The organism is Ochrobactrum sp. BTU2, from assembly GCF_024539785.1.
Lineage (GTDB): Bacteria > Pseudomonadota > Alphaproteobacteria > Rhizobiales > Rhizobiaceae > Brucella > Brucella anthropi.
Map to the genome: position 1 here is coordinate 32,433 of NZ_JAHWRG010000009.1, position 14,779 is coordinate 47,211.

Here is a 14,779-nt window from a genome sequence, read left to right on the forward strand (position 1 = left end):
AAGGAGTTGACAATGAAACTGAAGAACTTGCTGTTTTCGTCGGCGTTGGCCGCCGTGATGATGCTCCCGGGCGCGACGGCCTGGGCGAAATCCCTTACCGTTGCGGTACCAAATAACCTGACAGGTCTTGATCCAACGAACATCAATGACACGCTGTCGCAGACCTCGCTTCGTCTTATCTATCAGGGTCTTTTTGGCTTCGACAAGGATATGAAACTCATTCCTCTGCTGGCAGAAAGCTATGAAGCCAATGGCGAAGCGACCGAATTTACCATCAAGATTCGCAAAGGTATCAAGTTCCACGACGGCTCGGATTTCAATGCCGAAGCAGTCAAGGTCAATATCGAACGTCTTGCCAACCCAGACAACAAGCTTTCGCGCCGCAGCCTGGTCTCAATGGTCAAGGAAGTGCAGATTGTTGACGATGCTACAGTCAAATTGATCCTCAAGGAACCGTTTGGCGCGATGATCGCTTCGCTTGCTCATCCAGGTGCTATGATCATTTCACCGGCCGCGCTTGAAAAATATGGCAAGGAGATCGGACGCAATCCGGTCGGAACCGGCCCGTTCAAGTTCAAAAACTGGTCGGCAGATACGCTTGAAGTCGTGAAAAATGACAACTACTGGAAAGAGGGGCTTCCCAAGATCGATGGCGTTACGGTTCGTTCAGTGCCGGAATCGGGCGCGCGCTTTGCAATGCTCCAGACGGGTGAAGCCCAGTTTATCCCTTCCTTCCCTCCTGAACTGATGCAGGTCGCCGAAAAGAACCCGAATGTCGAGGTCGACAAAGATCCTTCTATCGTCGAGTGGTACGTTTCTCTCAATAATCTGAAAAAGCCTTTCGATGACGTTCGCGTCCGGCACGCGCTCAATTACGCCGTAGACAAGAAAGCCTATTGCAAGATCGTCTATAACGATCTTTGCGAGCCGGCAGATTCGATCATTCCCAAGAACCTTGCTTTCCATGTTCCGGTTGGCAATTACGAGTACAATCTCGACAAGGCCAAAGAATTGATGACGGAAGCAGGCCTGGAGAATGGTTTCGAAACGGAAATCTGGGCGAACTCCAATACGGAATCCATACGTGCGGTTCAGTTCATCCAGCAGCAACTGGCACAGATCAATGTGAAGGTGAACGTAATGCCGCTTGAGGCTGGCGTTGCTGCGCAGAAAATCTGGTCCATCGAGAAGCCGGAGGATGCTGCCGTACAGATGTATTATGGCGGCTGGTCTGCTTCGACAGGTGATGCCGATTGGGGTATTCGTCCGCTGCTTTATGGCCAGAGCTTTCCGCCAGCAATGTTCAACGTTGCTTACTTCAAGGACGCAAAGGTCGATGCTGCCATCGAAGGTGCAATCAGCACGGCTGATCCGGCCAGGCGGGCAGAATTCTACGCGGACGCACAAAAGGCCGCCTGGGAAGGCGCGCCCTGGATATTCCTCGGTGTGAACCAGAACCTATCGGCCAAGACCAAGTCGCTTTCCGGCGTCTATATGCTTCCCGATCGTGGTTTCCTGCTCGAAGAAGCAGCATTTGCTGACTAACAGCTCGTGAAAAGAGCGCTGGCCTTTGGGGGCCGGCGCTACCTTTCCGAAAGGGAATTTATGTTTTCCTATCTCATCAAACGGCTTGTTGCCACCCTACCTGTCATCGTGCTGGTGATGGTTTGCGTTTTCGCCTTTGTGCATATGCTGCCAGGCGATCCCGCCCGCCTCGTGGCAGGGCCTGACGCCAGCCCGCAGGATGTTGCCGCAGTTCGTTCGTCGCTTGGGCTGGATAGACCGTTGCCGGAGCAATTCACGCGCTATATAGCGCGCGCAGCTCAGGGCGACTTCGGTGTTTCGCTGAAAACGCGTCGTTCGGTCACCGAGGAGATTGGCGAACGCCTGATGCCTACCGTCTGGCTCACCGTATTTGCAATGCTCTGGTCATCGCTTCTCGGTTTGCTCATTGGCGTGATTTCCGCAGTAAAACGGGGCAAATGGCCTGATTATGCCGGAATGATCGTTGCAGTATCCGGCATTTCATTTCCGCCATTCTGGCTGGGCCTGTTGCTGATCAATATCTTTTCGGTGAAACTTGGCTGGTTTCCGACCGGCGGGTACGGTACGTGGCAGCATTACGTGATGCCTTCATTCACCCTCGGGGTAGGAGTTGCAGCCGTGATGGCGCGCTTTACCCGCTCAGCGTTTATCGAAATTGCGCGGGAGGATTATGTTCGCACAGCACGTGCCAAAGGCGTGCCGGAGCGCAGGGTCATATGGAAACATGCGCTGCGCAACGCTTTGATCCCAATTATTACAATGGTCGGTCTGCAATTCGGCTTTCTGCTCGGTGGATCGATTGTGGTCGAAAGCGTTTTCTCTTGGCCAGGTGTAGGAAGACTGCTGGTCGATTCCGTTTCCTATCGCGATTATCCCGTCATACAGGCATTGATCCTGCTGTTTTCGCTACAGTTCATCTTCATCAATTTGCTGGTTGACGTTCTTTATGCCTTTGCAAACCCGGAGATCCGCTACAAATGAGCACGACAACCGTTTTGGTGGAACCCTCCCAGAAAATGCGCAGACCATTAGCTGAATTCTGGCGGCGGTTCAAAAAGCAGAAGGTGGCCCTCGTGGCGCTCGTCTTCATCATTGCTTTGGTACTGGCGGCAATTCTGGCTCCCGTGCTCGCGCCCTACGATCCGAGTACACCCGACTATAATGCTGTTCTGCAAGGACCCAGTGCCGGGCATTGGGCAGGAACGGATGCCTACGGACGGGACATATTCAGCCGTATTATCTGGGGTGCGCGCATTTCGCTTGCCGTTGGCTTTCTTTCGGTGACGCTGGGTGCTCTTTTTGGTGTCACTCTGGGTATCGTTTCCGGGTTTTACGGCGGTTGGGTGGATTCGATTATCATGCGATTCTGCGATCTGCTGCTTGCTTTCCCAGGCATTCTGCTTGCTATAGCTGTAATTGCCGTGCTCGGACCTGGTATTACCAATGTGATCTACGCAGTCGCAATCTTCTCTATTCCGGTTTTTGCCCGACTTGCGCGCGGTACGACGTTGCAGTTGAAGCGAACCGTCTATGTCGATGCATCGCGGGCCATCGGCGTGGCTGATCGCGTTATCATGCTTCGTCATATCTTGCCCGGCACCTTGCCAAACGTCATCGTCTATTTTTCGATGCGTATAGGCACCTCCATTCTGACAGCCGCTGCCTTGTCCTTCATCGGTCTCGGCGCACAACCGCCAAGTCCCGAATGGGGCGCCATGCTGGCTGATGGCCGGACCTATATGGGCGTAGCTGACCATTTGACGTTATTCCCCGGCATCGCAATTTTTGTCACCGTGCTGGGCTTCAATCTTTTTGGCGATGGCTTGCGCGACGCGCTCGATCCGAAGCTACGATCCGACTGAGGAGCGGTTGTTATGCGAATCTATATCTCCGCCGATATTGAGGGAGTTGCAGGTGTAGTTGCTCCAGCGCAAGGGCAGGCTGGTCATGCGGAATATGAGAAGGCGCGCATTCTCATGACCGAGGAAGTAAACGCCGTAATCGAGGGGTTGGTAGAAGCGGGCGCGACCGAAATCCTTGTCAACGACTCTCACGGGCCGATGACAAATATCCTGCCATCTCTGCTGCATCCGGCAGCCGATCTGCTTCTGGGCAAGCCTAAACCGATGAACATGGCCTGCGGTTTGACGGCTGAGTTCGATCTGTTCCTTATGGTCGGGCATCATTCCATGGCCGGCAAGGGTGGGGTGCTTGCTCACACCACAAACGGTTTTGCCTTCCGGGAAGTCCGCATCAACAACTTGCCTTACGGGGAACCGGGTATTTACGGTGCTTATGCTGGAGAGCTTGGCGTTCCAGTTGGTCTGGTTTCCGGCGATGATTGCACGAGGGACGAGAATATTGGATTTTTCCCGGATGCTGAATTTATCGTTGTCAAACAATCTTTCGGTCACCGGGCTGCGCGACAGATATCCGTTCAGCGGGCGCGCGCTATGCTAAGGGAAGGGGCGATACGTGCAGTCCGAGAAGCTGGTAGTAAAAAAGCCTTCCGGCTGAATGGGCCATACAAGACAGAATTCTTGATGAGCAATGCGGCACTCGCCGATCAAATGGCAATACTCCCCCCAGCCAGACGGGTTGATGCCGTCACGGTGGGTTTTGATTGTGTGACAATGGCAGAGGTGGTCGGCTGGATGACGGCACTTTCCGCCATGAGTTTCGCGTTGCGCTGACGCGATTGGATAAAGCAGAACTCCTTCCACATTGAGGTTAGAATGTCTGAAACGATGCCGGTTATCGCGCTGCATGGTGGTGCGGGAACGATACTGAAATCTATTATGACGCCGGAGCGCGAAGCGGCCTATCATGCTGCCTTACGCGCCTGTCTCGAGGCGGGGCTAAATATTCTGCGCGAGGGTGGCACATCGCTCGATGCTGTAACGGCTTCGGTCATGGCATTGGAAGACGACCCGTTGTTCAACGCGGGACGTGGCGCGGTCTATACCACCGACAGCACCCACGAAATGGATGCGGCCATCATGAATGGAATGACGCGTGAATGCGGTTCGATTTCAGGAATTTGCGGCCCGCGTCACCCCATACTTGCTGCACGCGCGGTGATGGAAACGACCGAGCATGTATTTCTGGCCGGTGATGGCGCCAGGCGTTTCTGTGAAAATGCCGGTCTTGAAATGCAAAGCCCGGAATGGTTCGGTACGGAACATCGGCTCCATGCCCTCAAGGTCGAAATGGACCGTCGCAAGAAGGGGCTTCCCGATGACGGCGATCCTGCTCGCAAGCACGGAACCGTCGGGGCGGTCGCGCTCGATCGCTTCGGTCATCTCGCTGCAGCAACTTCTACAGGTGGCATGACCGCCAAGACGCCCGGTCGCGTCGGTGATAGTCCCGTTATTGGCGCCGGAACCTGGGCGGACGATGCCACTGCGGCCATTTCGGCAACTGGACATGGCGAATATTTTATTCGCCGGGCGGTTGGACACGAGATAGATGCGCGTATGCGCTGGGCAGGGCAGGACTTGCACAAAGCAGCAGGCGACGTCGTGACCGAACTTGGTGAAATCGGCGGTTCAGGCGGGCTTGTGGCCGTGGACGCAAAGGGCAATATCTGCCTGCCCTTCAATAGCCCGGGCATGCATCGTGCATGGTGCGGTGTGGACGGTGTCGTTCATACCGGAATCTATCACCATTGATTTCGTATGCACACCCGTGTCAACGGCGGAATAAAATCAGGCCAAAGGGCGGTGTAAAAGTAGGCCGCTGGCGGCGTCGGCGATTTTGCGAGGGTTTCAGCCGGCCTTACTGGCTCGGCTTTGCGCGAGACGATAACTGTCGCCGTTCAGGGCGCCTCGAAGGCGCGTATCACCAGTGGAGGAAGGATCCCCCCAGATAATTGTCTATAGGTCTGGTAGTTAACAAGCGGCTTGCCGGGCAACCGGTCGGGCTGAAGCCTCGTGACAAAGGCCGCCATGGGTGGTCGAGCTATGCCACCTGGAGGCCCTTGGGTATTGGAAATGATTGGCACAGTGAACCGTGCAGCCGGGAGAGCCTGTGCCACCGTCGGTCTTGGAGATAGGCCAGAAAAGGCGAGCGAACGAATGCAGATCAGCCAACGGCAATCACGCTGGCGACAAGCCGGATGCTGATGACAAGGCCGATGCCGCCAAACGGCTTGGCGCAGTGGTATTATCCAGTGCCCAGCTGACCGGCAGGCAGATGGCGCGCGAGGATTTCGAAAAGTCCCTGCGGGCTGCAAATGACAATCAAAGGGATAAGAGTTGGAAATCGGGCTCGATAATCAGGACGATGAATAACGTCCACATTCCGTTTCTCCGTTGAAGATACAATATAGAAATGATATCTAGAAAGTGTGTCTATATGAGGAGATTACCATGGCCTTGAGCATCAAGACCGATGAAGCAGACCGGTTGGCGCGGGAACTATCCCGTCTTACCGGCGAGACCATGACTGACGCTATCACTCAGGCCATGCGAGAGCGACTGGACCGGCTTCGTGCCGAGCGCGAGGCGCAGCGCGATTACGTTGCGCGTATGAAAGCTTTCGTTCGTGAGCGTGCCAGTCGTTATGACCGCCGTCCGGTTACGAAACAGGAATGGGACGAAGCCGTCGGCGATACCTTAGAAGAGCCAGGCTATCATCAATGATGATTGTCGACGCATCAGCGATCATAGCGATCCTCTTCGATGAGGTGGAAGCGCCGGAGTGCATGGATGCTCTCCAGTCTGATACGGCGCGTCTGATATCGGCGGTGAATTACGTCGAGGCCGGTACAGTTCTTGCGGGCAGGATCAGGGAGGGAGATCGGCATGCTGCGATTGCCGATCTGGATGCATTCCTTGCTGATTTCGGCATCTTGGTTGCGTCCATCGATGACAGGCTTGCACGAGCTGCGATGAAGGCGCGGGTGGAATACGGCAAGGGATTTGGAACGAGAGCCGGTTTGAACTTCGGTGATTGTTTTGCCTATGCCTTGGCAAAGCGGCATTCCGCTCCCCTTCTCTATGTCGGTGATGACTTTGCGCTGACTGACATTCAATCCGCGCTATCACGCGGCCCCTGCCAAGGCTAGCGCTTAGCCTTCATGCTGCGGAAGCGAGCAGCTTGGCCCGTTCGATCCGCTCACGCTCGCGCGGCGAATGCATCGCTTCCCACAAATCCGTCCGGCGCTGCACGTTCACCCAGAAGTCAGGGCTATTGTCGAACACACGCGCCAGAATGAACGCGGTCGGAGCCGTCACCGTACGGCGGTCGTTGCAAAGCTCGTTCACATACTTGCGCGGAACCCCCATCGCCCCGGACAACGCCGATTGTGTCAATTCCCAAGGCTGCATGAACTCTTCCACCAGAATTTCACCAACTGTCGCGGGCTTACGTACGGTCATCGGCATTTTCGTCACCTCAACGATAGCTGTGATCGTCCAGATAAAGGCCGGACGCTTCACCCTTATTTCCACCTCATCGGAACGCCAACCGCTATTGCTTGGTGACGTGGATGGAATGAAAACCCTCAAGATTGCCTTTCACCGTCTGATTTCGTCAAGCTTCGCCCGGGAACATAGTTGCGTGCTCTCGACGAGAGTGCATATGGGCCAGACGACCTTCATCAAGAAAGGGTTCCGTCAAGGTGACCCCTCGGGTTTCGGATTGCGCAGTTTCCTGATCGATGATGCTGGCAATCCAAAGAGTTAACTTCGCCCACGCGAACACAAGAACATCCAGACCGATCGCGTCATTCTTAAACCGGGACCACCAGAGGAACTCGAAGTGGTCAAGCGCATCTACACCGATTTCGTAGAACGCGGATTGACCGAACCGCAAGTTGCCAGTCGCCCGGCGTGACGGATCATGGTTTGCGCGAAACGGCCGCAGCAAGGCCTCGGGATGTATCGCTCACCACATTTCAATGCAAAAGCGCGCCGGCTAGGGATCAACGTTTCGTTTGTCATGGGTGTTCCTGCGCCGTTTCGGAATTTGCCTGCCAACGGTTATATGACCGATGGCAGGCTGGCGATACAATCTATACGCTGCTAGGGGCTACAGGGCAAAATTAGCCTGAATAATTCATGTCGAGTTGACGGATGTAGCCTAACCTTTTGAAACAGCGTAAGAAATGGTTGTCGAAGCCGATCCGTGCAGTTTCCGGGAGACTACATCCGCCATGAACGATCATACGGTGCCGCTGAGCGGTTTGTCACCCATTGATGGCAAGAATGTTGTTGCCCGGTTTGACGGCGGAATGCTGTCATCGGATGGTGGCCTTCTGGCTTTGAATGAAGTCGAGAAGCGCTATCGTATTGCCGAGCGCCTGGCAGGCTGCATCAAGGATCCGCGCCGTTCAGATCAGATTGTACATGGTCTTTCGACGATGATCAGCTTCCGCATACAGATGATTGCAGCAGGTTATGAGGATGGCAATGATGCCAACCGGCTTCGCAGCGATCCGGTCTTCAAGATGGCGCACAATAGTTTGCCCTCAGGCCGGTCGCTGGCCTCTCAATCAACGATGTGTCGGCTGGAGAACCTTCCGGGCGTTCGTGAACTCCTCGCCATGGGCCAGGCCATGATCGACCTTTACTGCGCCTCCTTCCGGCAGGTACCGAAGCGGATCGTGCTTGATATTGATGATACTTTTGATGCTGTTCACGGTTGCCAGCAGCTTCGCCTGTTCAATGCCCATCATGACGAATACGGTTTTCAGCCGATTGTCGTCTTCGATGGTGACGGCCGGTTCGTCGCCGCAGTGCTACGCCCGGCCAAGCGACCAGGCGCGCTGAAATCCGCGCCCACCTGCGCCGCCTTGAACGGATGATCCGAAACAACTGGCCCAATACCTGTATTCTGATCCGGGCCGACAGCCATTACACCAGCCCACTCGTCATTGACTGGTGTCGCGCCAATGACGTTGACTTCATCCTTGGCGTGGCGCCGACCACGACACTGCGCAAGCGCTTCGAGACCTCGGCAAAGGCGGGCAAGGTGCGCAGGTTCACGGAATTCTTCGATGGGGCGGCGAGCTGGAGCCGGGTGGAACGCATCATCGCGCGTATGGAAGCTGGTGCCCAGGGGACAGATACCCGCTTCATCGTGACCAACCTCACAGGCAACAGACCGAAAACGCTTTATGAGGGCGTCTACTGCCGACGTGGCATGGCCGAGAACCATATCAAGTCGTGGAAGACGCATCTGGCGGCTGACCGCACGTCTTGCACCAGAGCCACCGCCAACCAGTTCCGCCTCTTCCTGCATGCTGGGGCCTATTGGCTGATGTGGGGCCTGCGCGCTGCGATGCCGAAACGCTCACGCTTCGCCGTCGCTCAGTTCGACACATTGCGGCTGCGCCTGATCAAGATCGCAGCGCGAGTGATCGAAATGAAGACCCAGATCCGTCTCCATCTGCCGACCTCTTGCCCAAGCCAGAATATCCTGCGCCTCGTGCTTGAACGCATTCCAAAGCTGGCAACGTAAAAAAAGGGCGTAAACGCCCCGAAACCTCAACCCGTTCGTCGCAACTTCCAAACCCAGATGACACAACGACCGGTTAAAACCGGCGAATGTCCCCCTGTGAAAAACGCTCACTTCGGCACACGGCAATTTGCACGATGCGCGCCATATCCATTCCGCTATGAATTAACCGGGTTAGCTGTTAGTGATGACGGACTTACTTCGTCATTTCATCGACCGTCTTCACGAGCATAGGCAGGCCGTCTTCGGGGGTAAGATCGCCCCGCATAACCTTGGCAATGATGTCGCGTTCCGCGCGCCAGATGCGCACCGACGATCCGGTCGGATAGCCCTCCCACGGGCGCGCCAGCTCGATTTGGGATGCCACTGTTTTGAAGCGCGGTTCCTTTTCGTAAAAAGGAGCAAGATAATCAGCGCCGTCAGCCAGTTTGTTCGTCGGCAGATATCCTGTCGTTTCTACCACGATACTCTGTCCTTTCGGACCGGTGGCGAATTTCAGATATTCCCAGGCCGCCTTTTGCACTGCCTCATCTTGTGAAAGAATGATGCCCGCCGCGCCGCCCGTCGGGAGGCCGCCATTTTCCTTATCGTCAACCGGTACTCTTATCGTGTTCAGTTTGAAGCGGTCTCCTACAAGACCGATAATCTGTGCAAGGCGGGCGGGTGTATCGATGAAATAGGCTGTTTGTCCGGCTGCGAATTGCTGGCGCGCCTGTTCAAATTCCAACAAATTCTCGCCGCCCTCAGTCACGATACGACGGAGAATTTTGAGGGCTGCCAGACCCTTTTCATTGTCGAAACCGGCATTTCCCGTTTCAGGCTCGACGAGCTGCGTTCCTTTCTGCCGCAAAATGGTCTGCCAGAGCCAATCGTCGGGCCAATCGTAGATTGTATAACCGATACCCGCCATCTTCGGGTCTGCGTCATGGATTTTCTTGGCGCGCGCCAGAAGATCGTCCCAGGTCGCCGGTACCTCCTTGGGGTCCAAACCTGCTTTCTCGACGGCGCTTTCATTGACGTAAAGAATTGGGAGCGACGCGTTGAAGGCCATACCGTATTTGGTACCATCTACAACGCCGATATCGAGCATGGACTGTGAATAATTCTCCGTTATCCAGTTTTGTGGTTCGGCATCCAGAAACGGCTTGAGGTCCACGATCTGATTGCGCTTGGACAAAGTGCGCGCAAGCTCGGGCATAAGATGATAGCCGGGAAAGTAGATGTCTGGAAGCTGATTGGTGACGGCCAGCCGCTGCATCAGGAGATGGCCTTCGTCGTAGTCCTTGGCAGGAGCCCGGAATTTTATCTTGATATCCGGGTGTTCCTTCATGAAGGCTTGCGAAATTGGATCATGGAACTTCGCGAAGCCGGATTGTGCGTAGAGCACGTCCAGTGTCACCTCGGAGGCGGGTGCCGTTCCCGCCATACAAAGCGTCAGGGTTCCGGCGGCGATGAATTTTGCTATATGTTTCATATGTTCCTCCCTGGATTAAGACGTTTATTTATTGAGGCTTCTTATTTGACACCGGTCATGGTGATGCCCTGGATGAAACGCTTGCGCGCAATCAGGAAGCAGATCACGAGCGGGGCTGTAAGCATGGTGGCGGCCGCCGTCAGGGCTCCATAATTCGAGCCAGTTTCCGCGTCTGCGAAGAGCAGCATGCCAAGCGGTGGCGGAGCGAGCTGATTGTCGGAAATGACGATGAGCGGCCAGTAAAGGTCGTTCCAATGCGCGACGATCGAAAATACCGCGAAAGCGGCGATTGCCGGCATGGCGCTCGGCGTGACGATGCGCCAGATGATTTCAAGCTCGCCCATGCCATCAAGTCGTGCGGCATTGCTCCCGGTAGTGCTTCAACTCTGACGACATTCAGTCTAGATAGGTTGAAACAGTTGTAAACGTTTAATTACAGATGTAAATATACTCGATATTGAAACCGTGGAATCAGCGATTTGTCCCGTACATTCTAACGGTCGCTATCTTTCCGTGCAGGACAAGCGCTGCTACACCAAAGCAGACAGGCAGAGGGTCCGCCTGGCGAGGCCCGGTTGGCAAATGAGGTTCTGAGGATGAACGGAAAGCCTTTGTTGAACGGTCCAGCTGCGCTCTCTGAAGAACAGATGCAGATGCGCGTTGTCTGGCAATATTTCATGGAAGGTCGCACACAGGGAGAAATCGCGCAGGCCTTCTCCACCAATCGCCTGCGCATCAACAAGATTATCGCCGAAGCGCGCCGGTCGGGGCTGGTGACGATCACGTTGAACTCGCGACTGGTGTCATGCGTAGAATTGGAGCGACAGCTCGTCGCCGATTTTTCGTTGCGCCACGCCAGTATCGTGCCGACGCCCGACAATCCTGATCTGGTGCCGGTGCTGGTGGGACAGGCGACCGCCGATTATCTCGTAGACCAGCTGAACACCACCGACATATCGGGGATCGGCGTGGGGTGGGGCGCGACATTGCGCGAGATGGTGCGTCACATGCCTAAGCTGAAACGGCCCGATGTTTCCGTTAATTCCGTCCTCGGCGGTCTCACGCACGGCATCGAGATCAACACCTTCGATATTGCGAGTGATCTGGCGCGACAGCTCAATGCGCAATGCGCTTATCTCGCCGCGCCGATTTACGCTGGCAGCCCCCAATCTCGCGACGCCATTGTCAGTCAGGACGTGTTCGAAAGCGCTTTTGAGCGGATCAGGAAGAACGACATCATCCTTGTCAGTATTGGCGACTTGACGATGCGTTCGCTGCTAATCCGCTACGGATTGCCGAGTGACGTTTCGTTGGATGAACTGATTGCAGCTGGTGCCTGCGGCGATATCGTCGCGCAGTTTATTGACCGGAATGGTAAGCCCATCGACCATCCGATCAACCGGCGCGCCATAGCGCCGTCATTCGAGACCCTAAAAAGCGTGCCGACTGTGGTGTTCGCGTCGGGCGGGCTTAACAAGGCAGAAGCGCTTGCTGCCGCGCTGCTCTCCGGCACCGGCAATGTACTCATTTGCGACGAGGAAACCGCGCGCCGTGCTCGGCAGATTGCGCTTGATGCATTAGGTGTTTAAGGCGAGTAGCCAGATCAGCTACCTTCCAAACTGTGCTGTGAGACGCTTATCATCTTTAGCGATAAATAGCTCTCCTCATCGCTGGCCGCTTTTCTCCAATCAGCGGAAACCATCAATCCAGCTTGGAAATCGCCAAATGCGAGCGATTTTGGGACATCAAGGGGAAAGATAACTACCGCATCAGGCTCCAAAAGCCATGCTTACGACCATGCACCTTTTTCAGATCCGCAACGTAGTCATCATGCGTTTTGAACTCTGCGAACTCTTCTATCTGATGTGCCAGAGACGCACATTCCATGAGATGTCGCGCGGCGTGCTTGTAACGACTGGAGCGAGCATAATTGAGTGTAAAGTCGATCATGGCACGCAGAAGGAGGGTCGCTGCCAGTGGATATTTTGCGCTTAGCACTTCTGCTGCAGGAGAGAGCAATTCGTAACGATCACCATCTAATCCGGCGGCTCGGTGCATTACCAATTTGGCTGCTTCGGCAGGAGAAGGATAGTTCAAAAAGAGTATTAATGCCTGCTGGACATCGGGATGGGTCTGAGCGTATGCAAATGCCTTTTCCTCAGCCTCCACATCGTCAAAATCCGGTAATCGGCGCACAAATTCCTTCAGCATCTCGTCATCGAGAGACTGTTCAAAGCATTGCCAGCGAAACTGTTGTGCTTCTTCACCACGACCGAGCATTCCAAGAGCGTCGGCTCGTGTCGCCTGCCAATCGTAGGGAACTTGATACCGCTCACCGATTTGTGCCTTGTCAAGGATTCTCAAAGCTTCCTCGGCTCGCCCTGCCGAAACCAGCCTCCTGCCGATCTCTGTCGCTACTGTGGGGACAATATGCGTGTGCTCGGCATGCTGAGCGATATACAGATCCACGTCACCTAACGCGTCAGCGATTTGCTGCAAGGACACTTTTGCTGTGAAGAATGCGCTACTCGCATAGACATCGTCACGATAAACAGGCTCGTTTGAGCTCAGCCCTGTCAGTTGTCTGCTTTCGTTGGTTCGTTTCGTGTCGCGTGTCTTCGTTCCGCCTTCGAATAGCTGCTGCAATTGCCGCAGCCCTTCTTCGCCAAGGGCCGGTACCATGGATGGGATCAATCTGTCGAATTGACTGTAGCCATTGTTATTCTGGAGTGCTGCATAAATTCGCCCGACAAGGCTCTCCGTGGAAATCTTGACCTGTCCAGCTATCCGTCCTGCGTCATCAATTGCCTGATGAAAGCTTTCGGTGAGCAATCCGCTACCGTCATGTGTGCGTTCGTAAATAGAATCTCCTAACAACAAAAACTGCCATATGAGTTCGAAAGCCTCATCGGGATTCGTCGGAGCTATTTTTTCGACGATTGTTTTACGCTGGGTTTCCAGATCGGATTTGACCGTCTTGACTTTCTGCCAGTCGATCCAACTCTTGGCGCGAGCGATACTGCTGAGACGTTTGCGAACCTCCCTGGCCAATTCTTCCCCGCTAGAGTTACCAGCAAGTTCCATTCGAAGACGTCGCTTGTGGTTGGCATTTCCGGTACTAATTTCGATCAGCAGTTCAGCCAGTTTCTCTACGCCGAGTGCTTCGAGATTTTTTGCATTGAGCGTCGTTTTGGATGCCATGAAATAAAAGCCATTCGATTAATGCATAGCTGAAATCTGAATAGCGGACTGAACAGGTTTTCACCAGCATGATTAACGGATTCTTGCCTGATTTGGAGAGTGCTCGTCTTGAATGTGAGAGCTGATGGGCAGAGGAAGAGATCCAGTTCGCGATTGACAAAGGCTCGTTGAGGCAACTGTTTGTCGTGATCTCCAGCCAAGACGCGAAAGCAATGGCAATAGGAACGAGATGATGAATAGTGACACGAGTAAGTTCCGGTCTGCTGTAAAAACAATGAGCTTGGAAGTGCTGGAAGACTAGTTCGAATCGGCGGATGCCCCTTTAGAGTGCATGCAATTAACTAATCTTGATGGCTTCTTGACGAGAATAGCTGTTGGCCACGACGAGATTCCGATAGGCGAATGGCTATCAGAGGTCTGGGGCGAGGATCCTGCATTCGTCGATGATGAGGAGAAATCTGCGGCCACCCAAGCTATCGTCAATCTCTATAATGAGATTGTCAGTCAGCTAGCGGAGGGTCTTGCTGAACCCATATTAATGCACATTGCAGAAACCGATGAGTTTATAGTTGACGGTTGGGTGAAAGGCTTTATGCGTGCGATTGCCTTGCGGCCGCGCCGATGGGAAAAGATGATGGGATCTGAAGCTGGTGTGCTTCTGGCTCCGGTCGTGATGCTGACTGACATAGACACATTTACTGATGGGGCAGATCTGGGATTTGACGATTTTTGCGGATCGAAGAGGATGCGATCTATGCGCTGCCTGACGTGATGGTTGCCATCGCTGATTACTGGAGTATGTCGGCAACCGAACGTGGTGAATTAACCTCTGAACTGAGAGCGATATTGAAAAGTCGGACGCAATGATCCTTGTCGATGTGGATCGGGCAAGAAATTCAAGAAATGTTGTGGTGCTCGCGGTTGAATAAACATGTATTCGGCTTGGGCCAGATTCCATGGAAGAAAAGTTGGTCATCAGGTTATATTTGTTTCACAAGATGCTCGCATCATCTCAATGTGTATCGTTGGGGCGATTGTTGAAAGGTTGGTCCGACCATTGAGCACCGCGATCCAGCCTGAAGAAGAGGCGGAGCTAAA

The 14,779-nt window shown here is 54.3% G+C and carries 12 protein-coding genes and 3 pseudogenes; 10 read left to right on the forward strand and 5 right to left on the reverse strand.

All coding sequences use genetic code 11. The features are described 5' to 3' along the window. Positions 1–12 precede the first annotated feature (12 nt). The 7 genes from KWJ32_RS21395 to KWJ32_RS21425 all read left to right on the forward strand — a co-directional run bounded on the left by KWJ32_RS21395 (position 13) and on the right by KWJ32_RS21425 (position 6,613). On the forward strand, positions 13–1,545 hold the full coding sequence (locus KWJ32_RS21395) for a glutathione ABC transporter substrate-binding protein (RefSeq protein WP_040129733.1): 1,533 nt from the start codon (positions 13–15) through the stop codon (positions 1,543–1,545). A gap of 60 nt (positions 1,546–1,605) precedes the next feature. Continuing rightward, on the forward strand, positions 1,606–2,526 hold the full coding sequence (gene gsiC / locus KWJ32_RS21400) for a glutathione ABC transporter permease GsiC (RefSeq protein ID WP_012090886.1): 921 nt from the start codon (positions 1,606–1,608) through the stop codon (positions 2,524–2,526). Next, complete coding sequence (locus KWJ32_RS21405; RefSeq protein ID WP_012090887.1) at positions 2,523–3,407, forward strand: ABC transporter permease subunit; 885 nt, start codon at positions 2,523–2,525, stop codon at positions 3,405–3,407. Before gsiC ends, KWJ32_RS21405 begins: the two co-directional genes overlap by 4 nt. A gap of 12 nt (positions 3,408–3,419) precedes the next feature. Beyond that, the gene (locus KWJ32_RS21410; protein ID WP_012090888.1) at positions 3,420–4,238 is read left to right on the forward strand and encodes a M55 family metallopeptidase; all 819 of its coding nucleotides are present in this window, start codon (positions 3,420–3,422) and stop codon (positions 4,236–4,238) included. A 42-nt stretch (positions 4,239–4,280) separates the two neighbouring features. Next, positions 4,281–5,216, forward strand: a complete 936-nt coding sequence (locus KWJ32_RS21415; RefSeq protein ID WP_012090889.1) for an isoaspartyl peptidase/L-asparaginase — start codon at positions 4,281–4,283, stop codon at positions 5,214–5,216. Between the two features lie 699 nt (positions 5,217–5,915). Continuing rightward, on the forward strand, positions 5,916–6,188 hold the full coding sequence (locus tag KWJ32_RS21420; RefSeq protein ID WP_151615797.1) for a type II toxin-antitoxin system VapB family antitoxin: 273 nt from the start codon (positions 5,916–5,918) through the stop codon (positions 6,186–6,188). After that, entirely contained in the window at positions 6,185–6,613 is a 429-nt protein-coding gene (locus KWJ32_RS21425; RefSeq protein WP_012090892.1) for a type II toxin-antitoxin system VapC family toxin, read from the forward strand. The genes KWJ32_RS21420 and KWJ32_RS21425 overlap by 4 nt, the downstream gene beginning before the upstream one ends. Positions 6,614–6,623: 10 nt before the next feature. Here the strand turns inward: KWJ32_RS21425 and KWJ32_RS21430 are convergent, their stop codons facing one another. Together KWJ32_RS21430 and KWJ32_RS21435 are read right to left on the reverse strand one after the other, a co-directional pair. Then, positions 6,624–6,932 (reverse strand): HigA family addiction module antitoxin, encoded by a 309-nt coding sequence (locus tag KWJ32_RS21430; protein WP_012090893.1) that lies wholly within the window; start codon positions 6,930–6,932, stop codon positions 6,624–6,626. A 148-nt stretch (positions 6,933–7,080) separates the two neighbouring features. Continuing rightward, positions 7,081–7,362 carry a hypothetical protein gene (locus KWJ32_RS21435; RefSeq protein ID WP_256886220.1) on the reverse strand — a complete coding sequence of 94 codons (282 nt, stop codon included), beginning with the start codon at positions 7,360–7,362 and terminating at the stop codon, positions 7,081–7,083. Positions 7,363–7,780: 418 nt separating this feature from the next. On the opposite strand from KWJ32_RS21435, the pseudogene KWJ32_RS21440 reads away from it, so the two are divergent. Continuing rightward, positions 7,781–9,009, forward strand: a pseudogene (locus tag KWJ32_RS21440) (IS1380 family transposase). 193 nt (positions 9,010–9,202) lie between these two features. Here the strand turns inward: KWJ32_RS21440 and KWJ32_RS21445 are convergent. Beyond that, positions 9,203–10,480, reverse strand: coding sequence for an ABC transporter substrate-binding protein (locus KWJ32_RS21445; protein WP_012090895.1), 1,278 nt, complete (start codon positions 10,478–10,480; stop codon positions 9,203–9,205). A gap of 41 nt (positions 10,481–10,521) precedes the next feature. Further along, positions 10,522–10,845 (reverse strand): annotated as a pseudogene (locus KWJ32_RS21450) (carbohydrate ABC transporter permease); the annotation flags it as partial. 231 nt (positions 10,846–11,076) lie between these two features. Here KWJ32_RS21450 and KWJ32_RS21455 point away from each other — a divergent pair. Then, positions 11,077–12,069 carry a sugar-binding domain-containing protein gene (locus tag KWJ32_RS21455; RefSeq protein ID WP_125302009.1) on the forward strand — a complete coding sequence of 331 codons (993 nt, stop codon included), beginning with the start codon at positions 11,077–11,079 and terminating at the stop codon, positions 12,067–12,069. 172 nt (positions 12,070–12,241) lie between these two features. Here KWJ32_RS21455 and KWJ32_RS21460 read toward each other — a convergent pair whose 3' ends face one another. Continuing rightward, positions 12,242–13,681 (reverse strand): DUF6880 family protein, encoded by a 1,440-nt coding sequence (locus tag KWJ32_RS21460; RefSeq protein ID WP_256886221.1) that lies wholly within the window; start codon positions 13,679–13,681, stop codon positions 12,242–12,244. A gap of 316 nt (positions 13,682–13,997) precedes the next feature. Here KWJ32_RS21460 and KWJ32_RS21465 point away from each other — a divergent pair. Continuing rightward, positions 13,998–14,453, forward strand: a pseudogene (locus KWJ32_RS21465) (UPF0149 family protein); the annotation flags it as partial. Between the last annotated feature and the right edge of the window lie 326 nt (positions 14,454–14,779).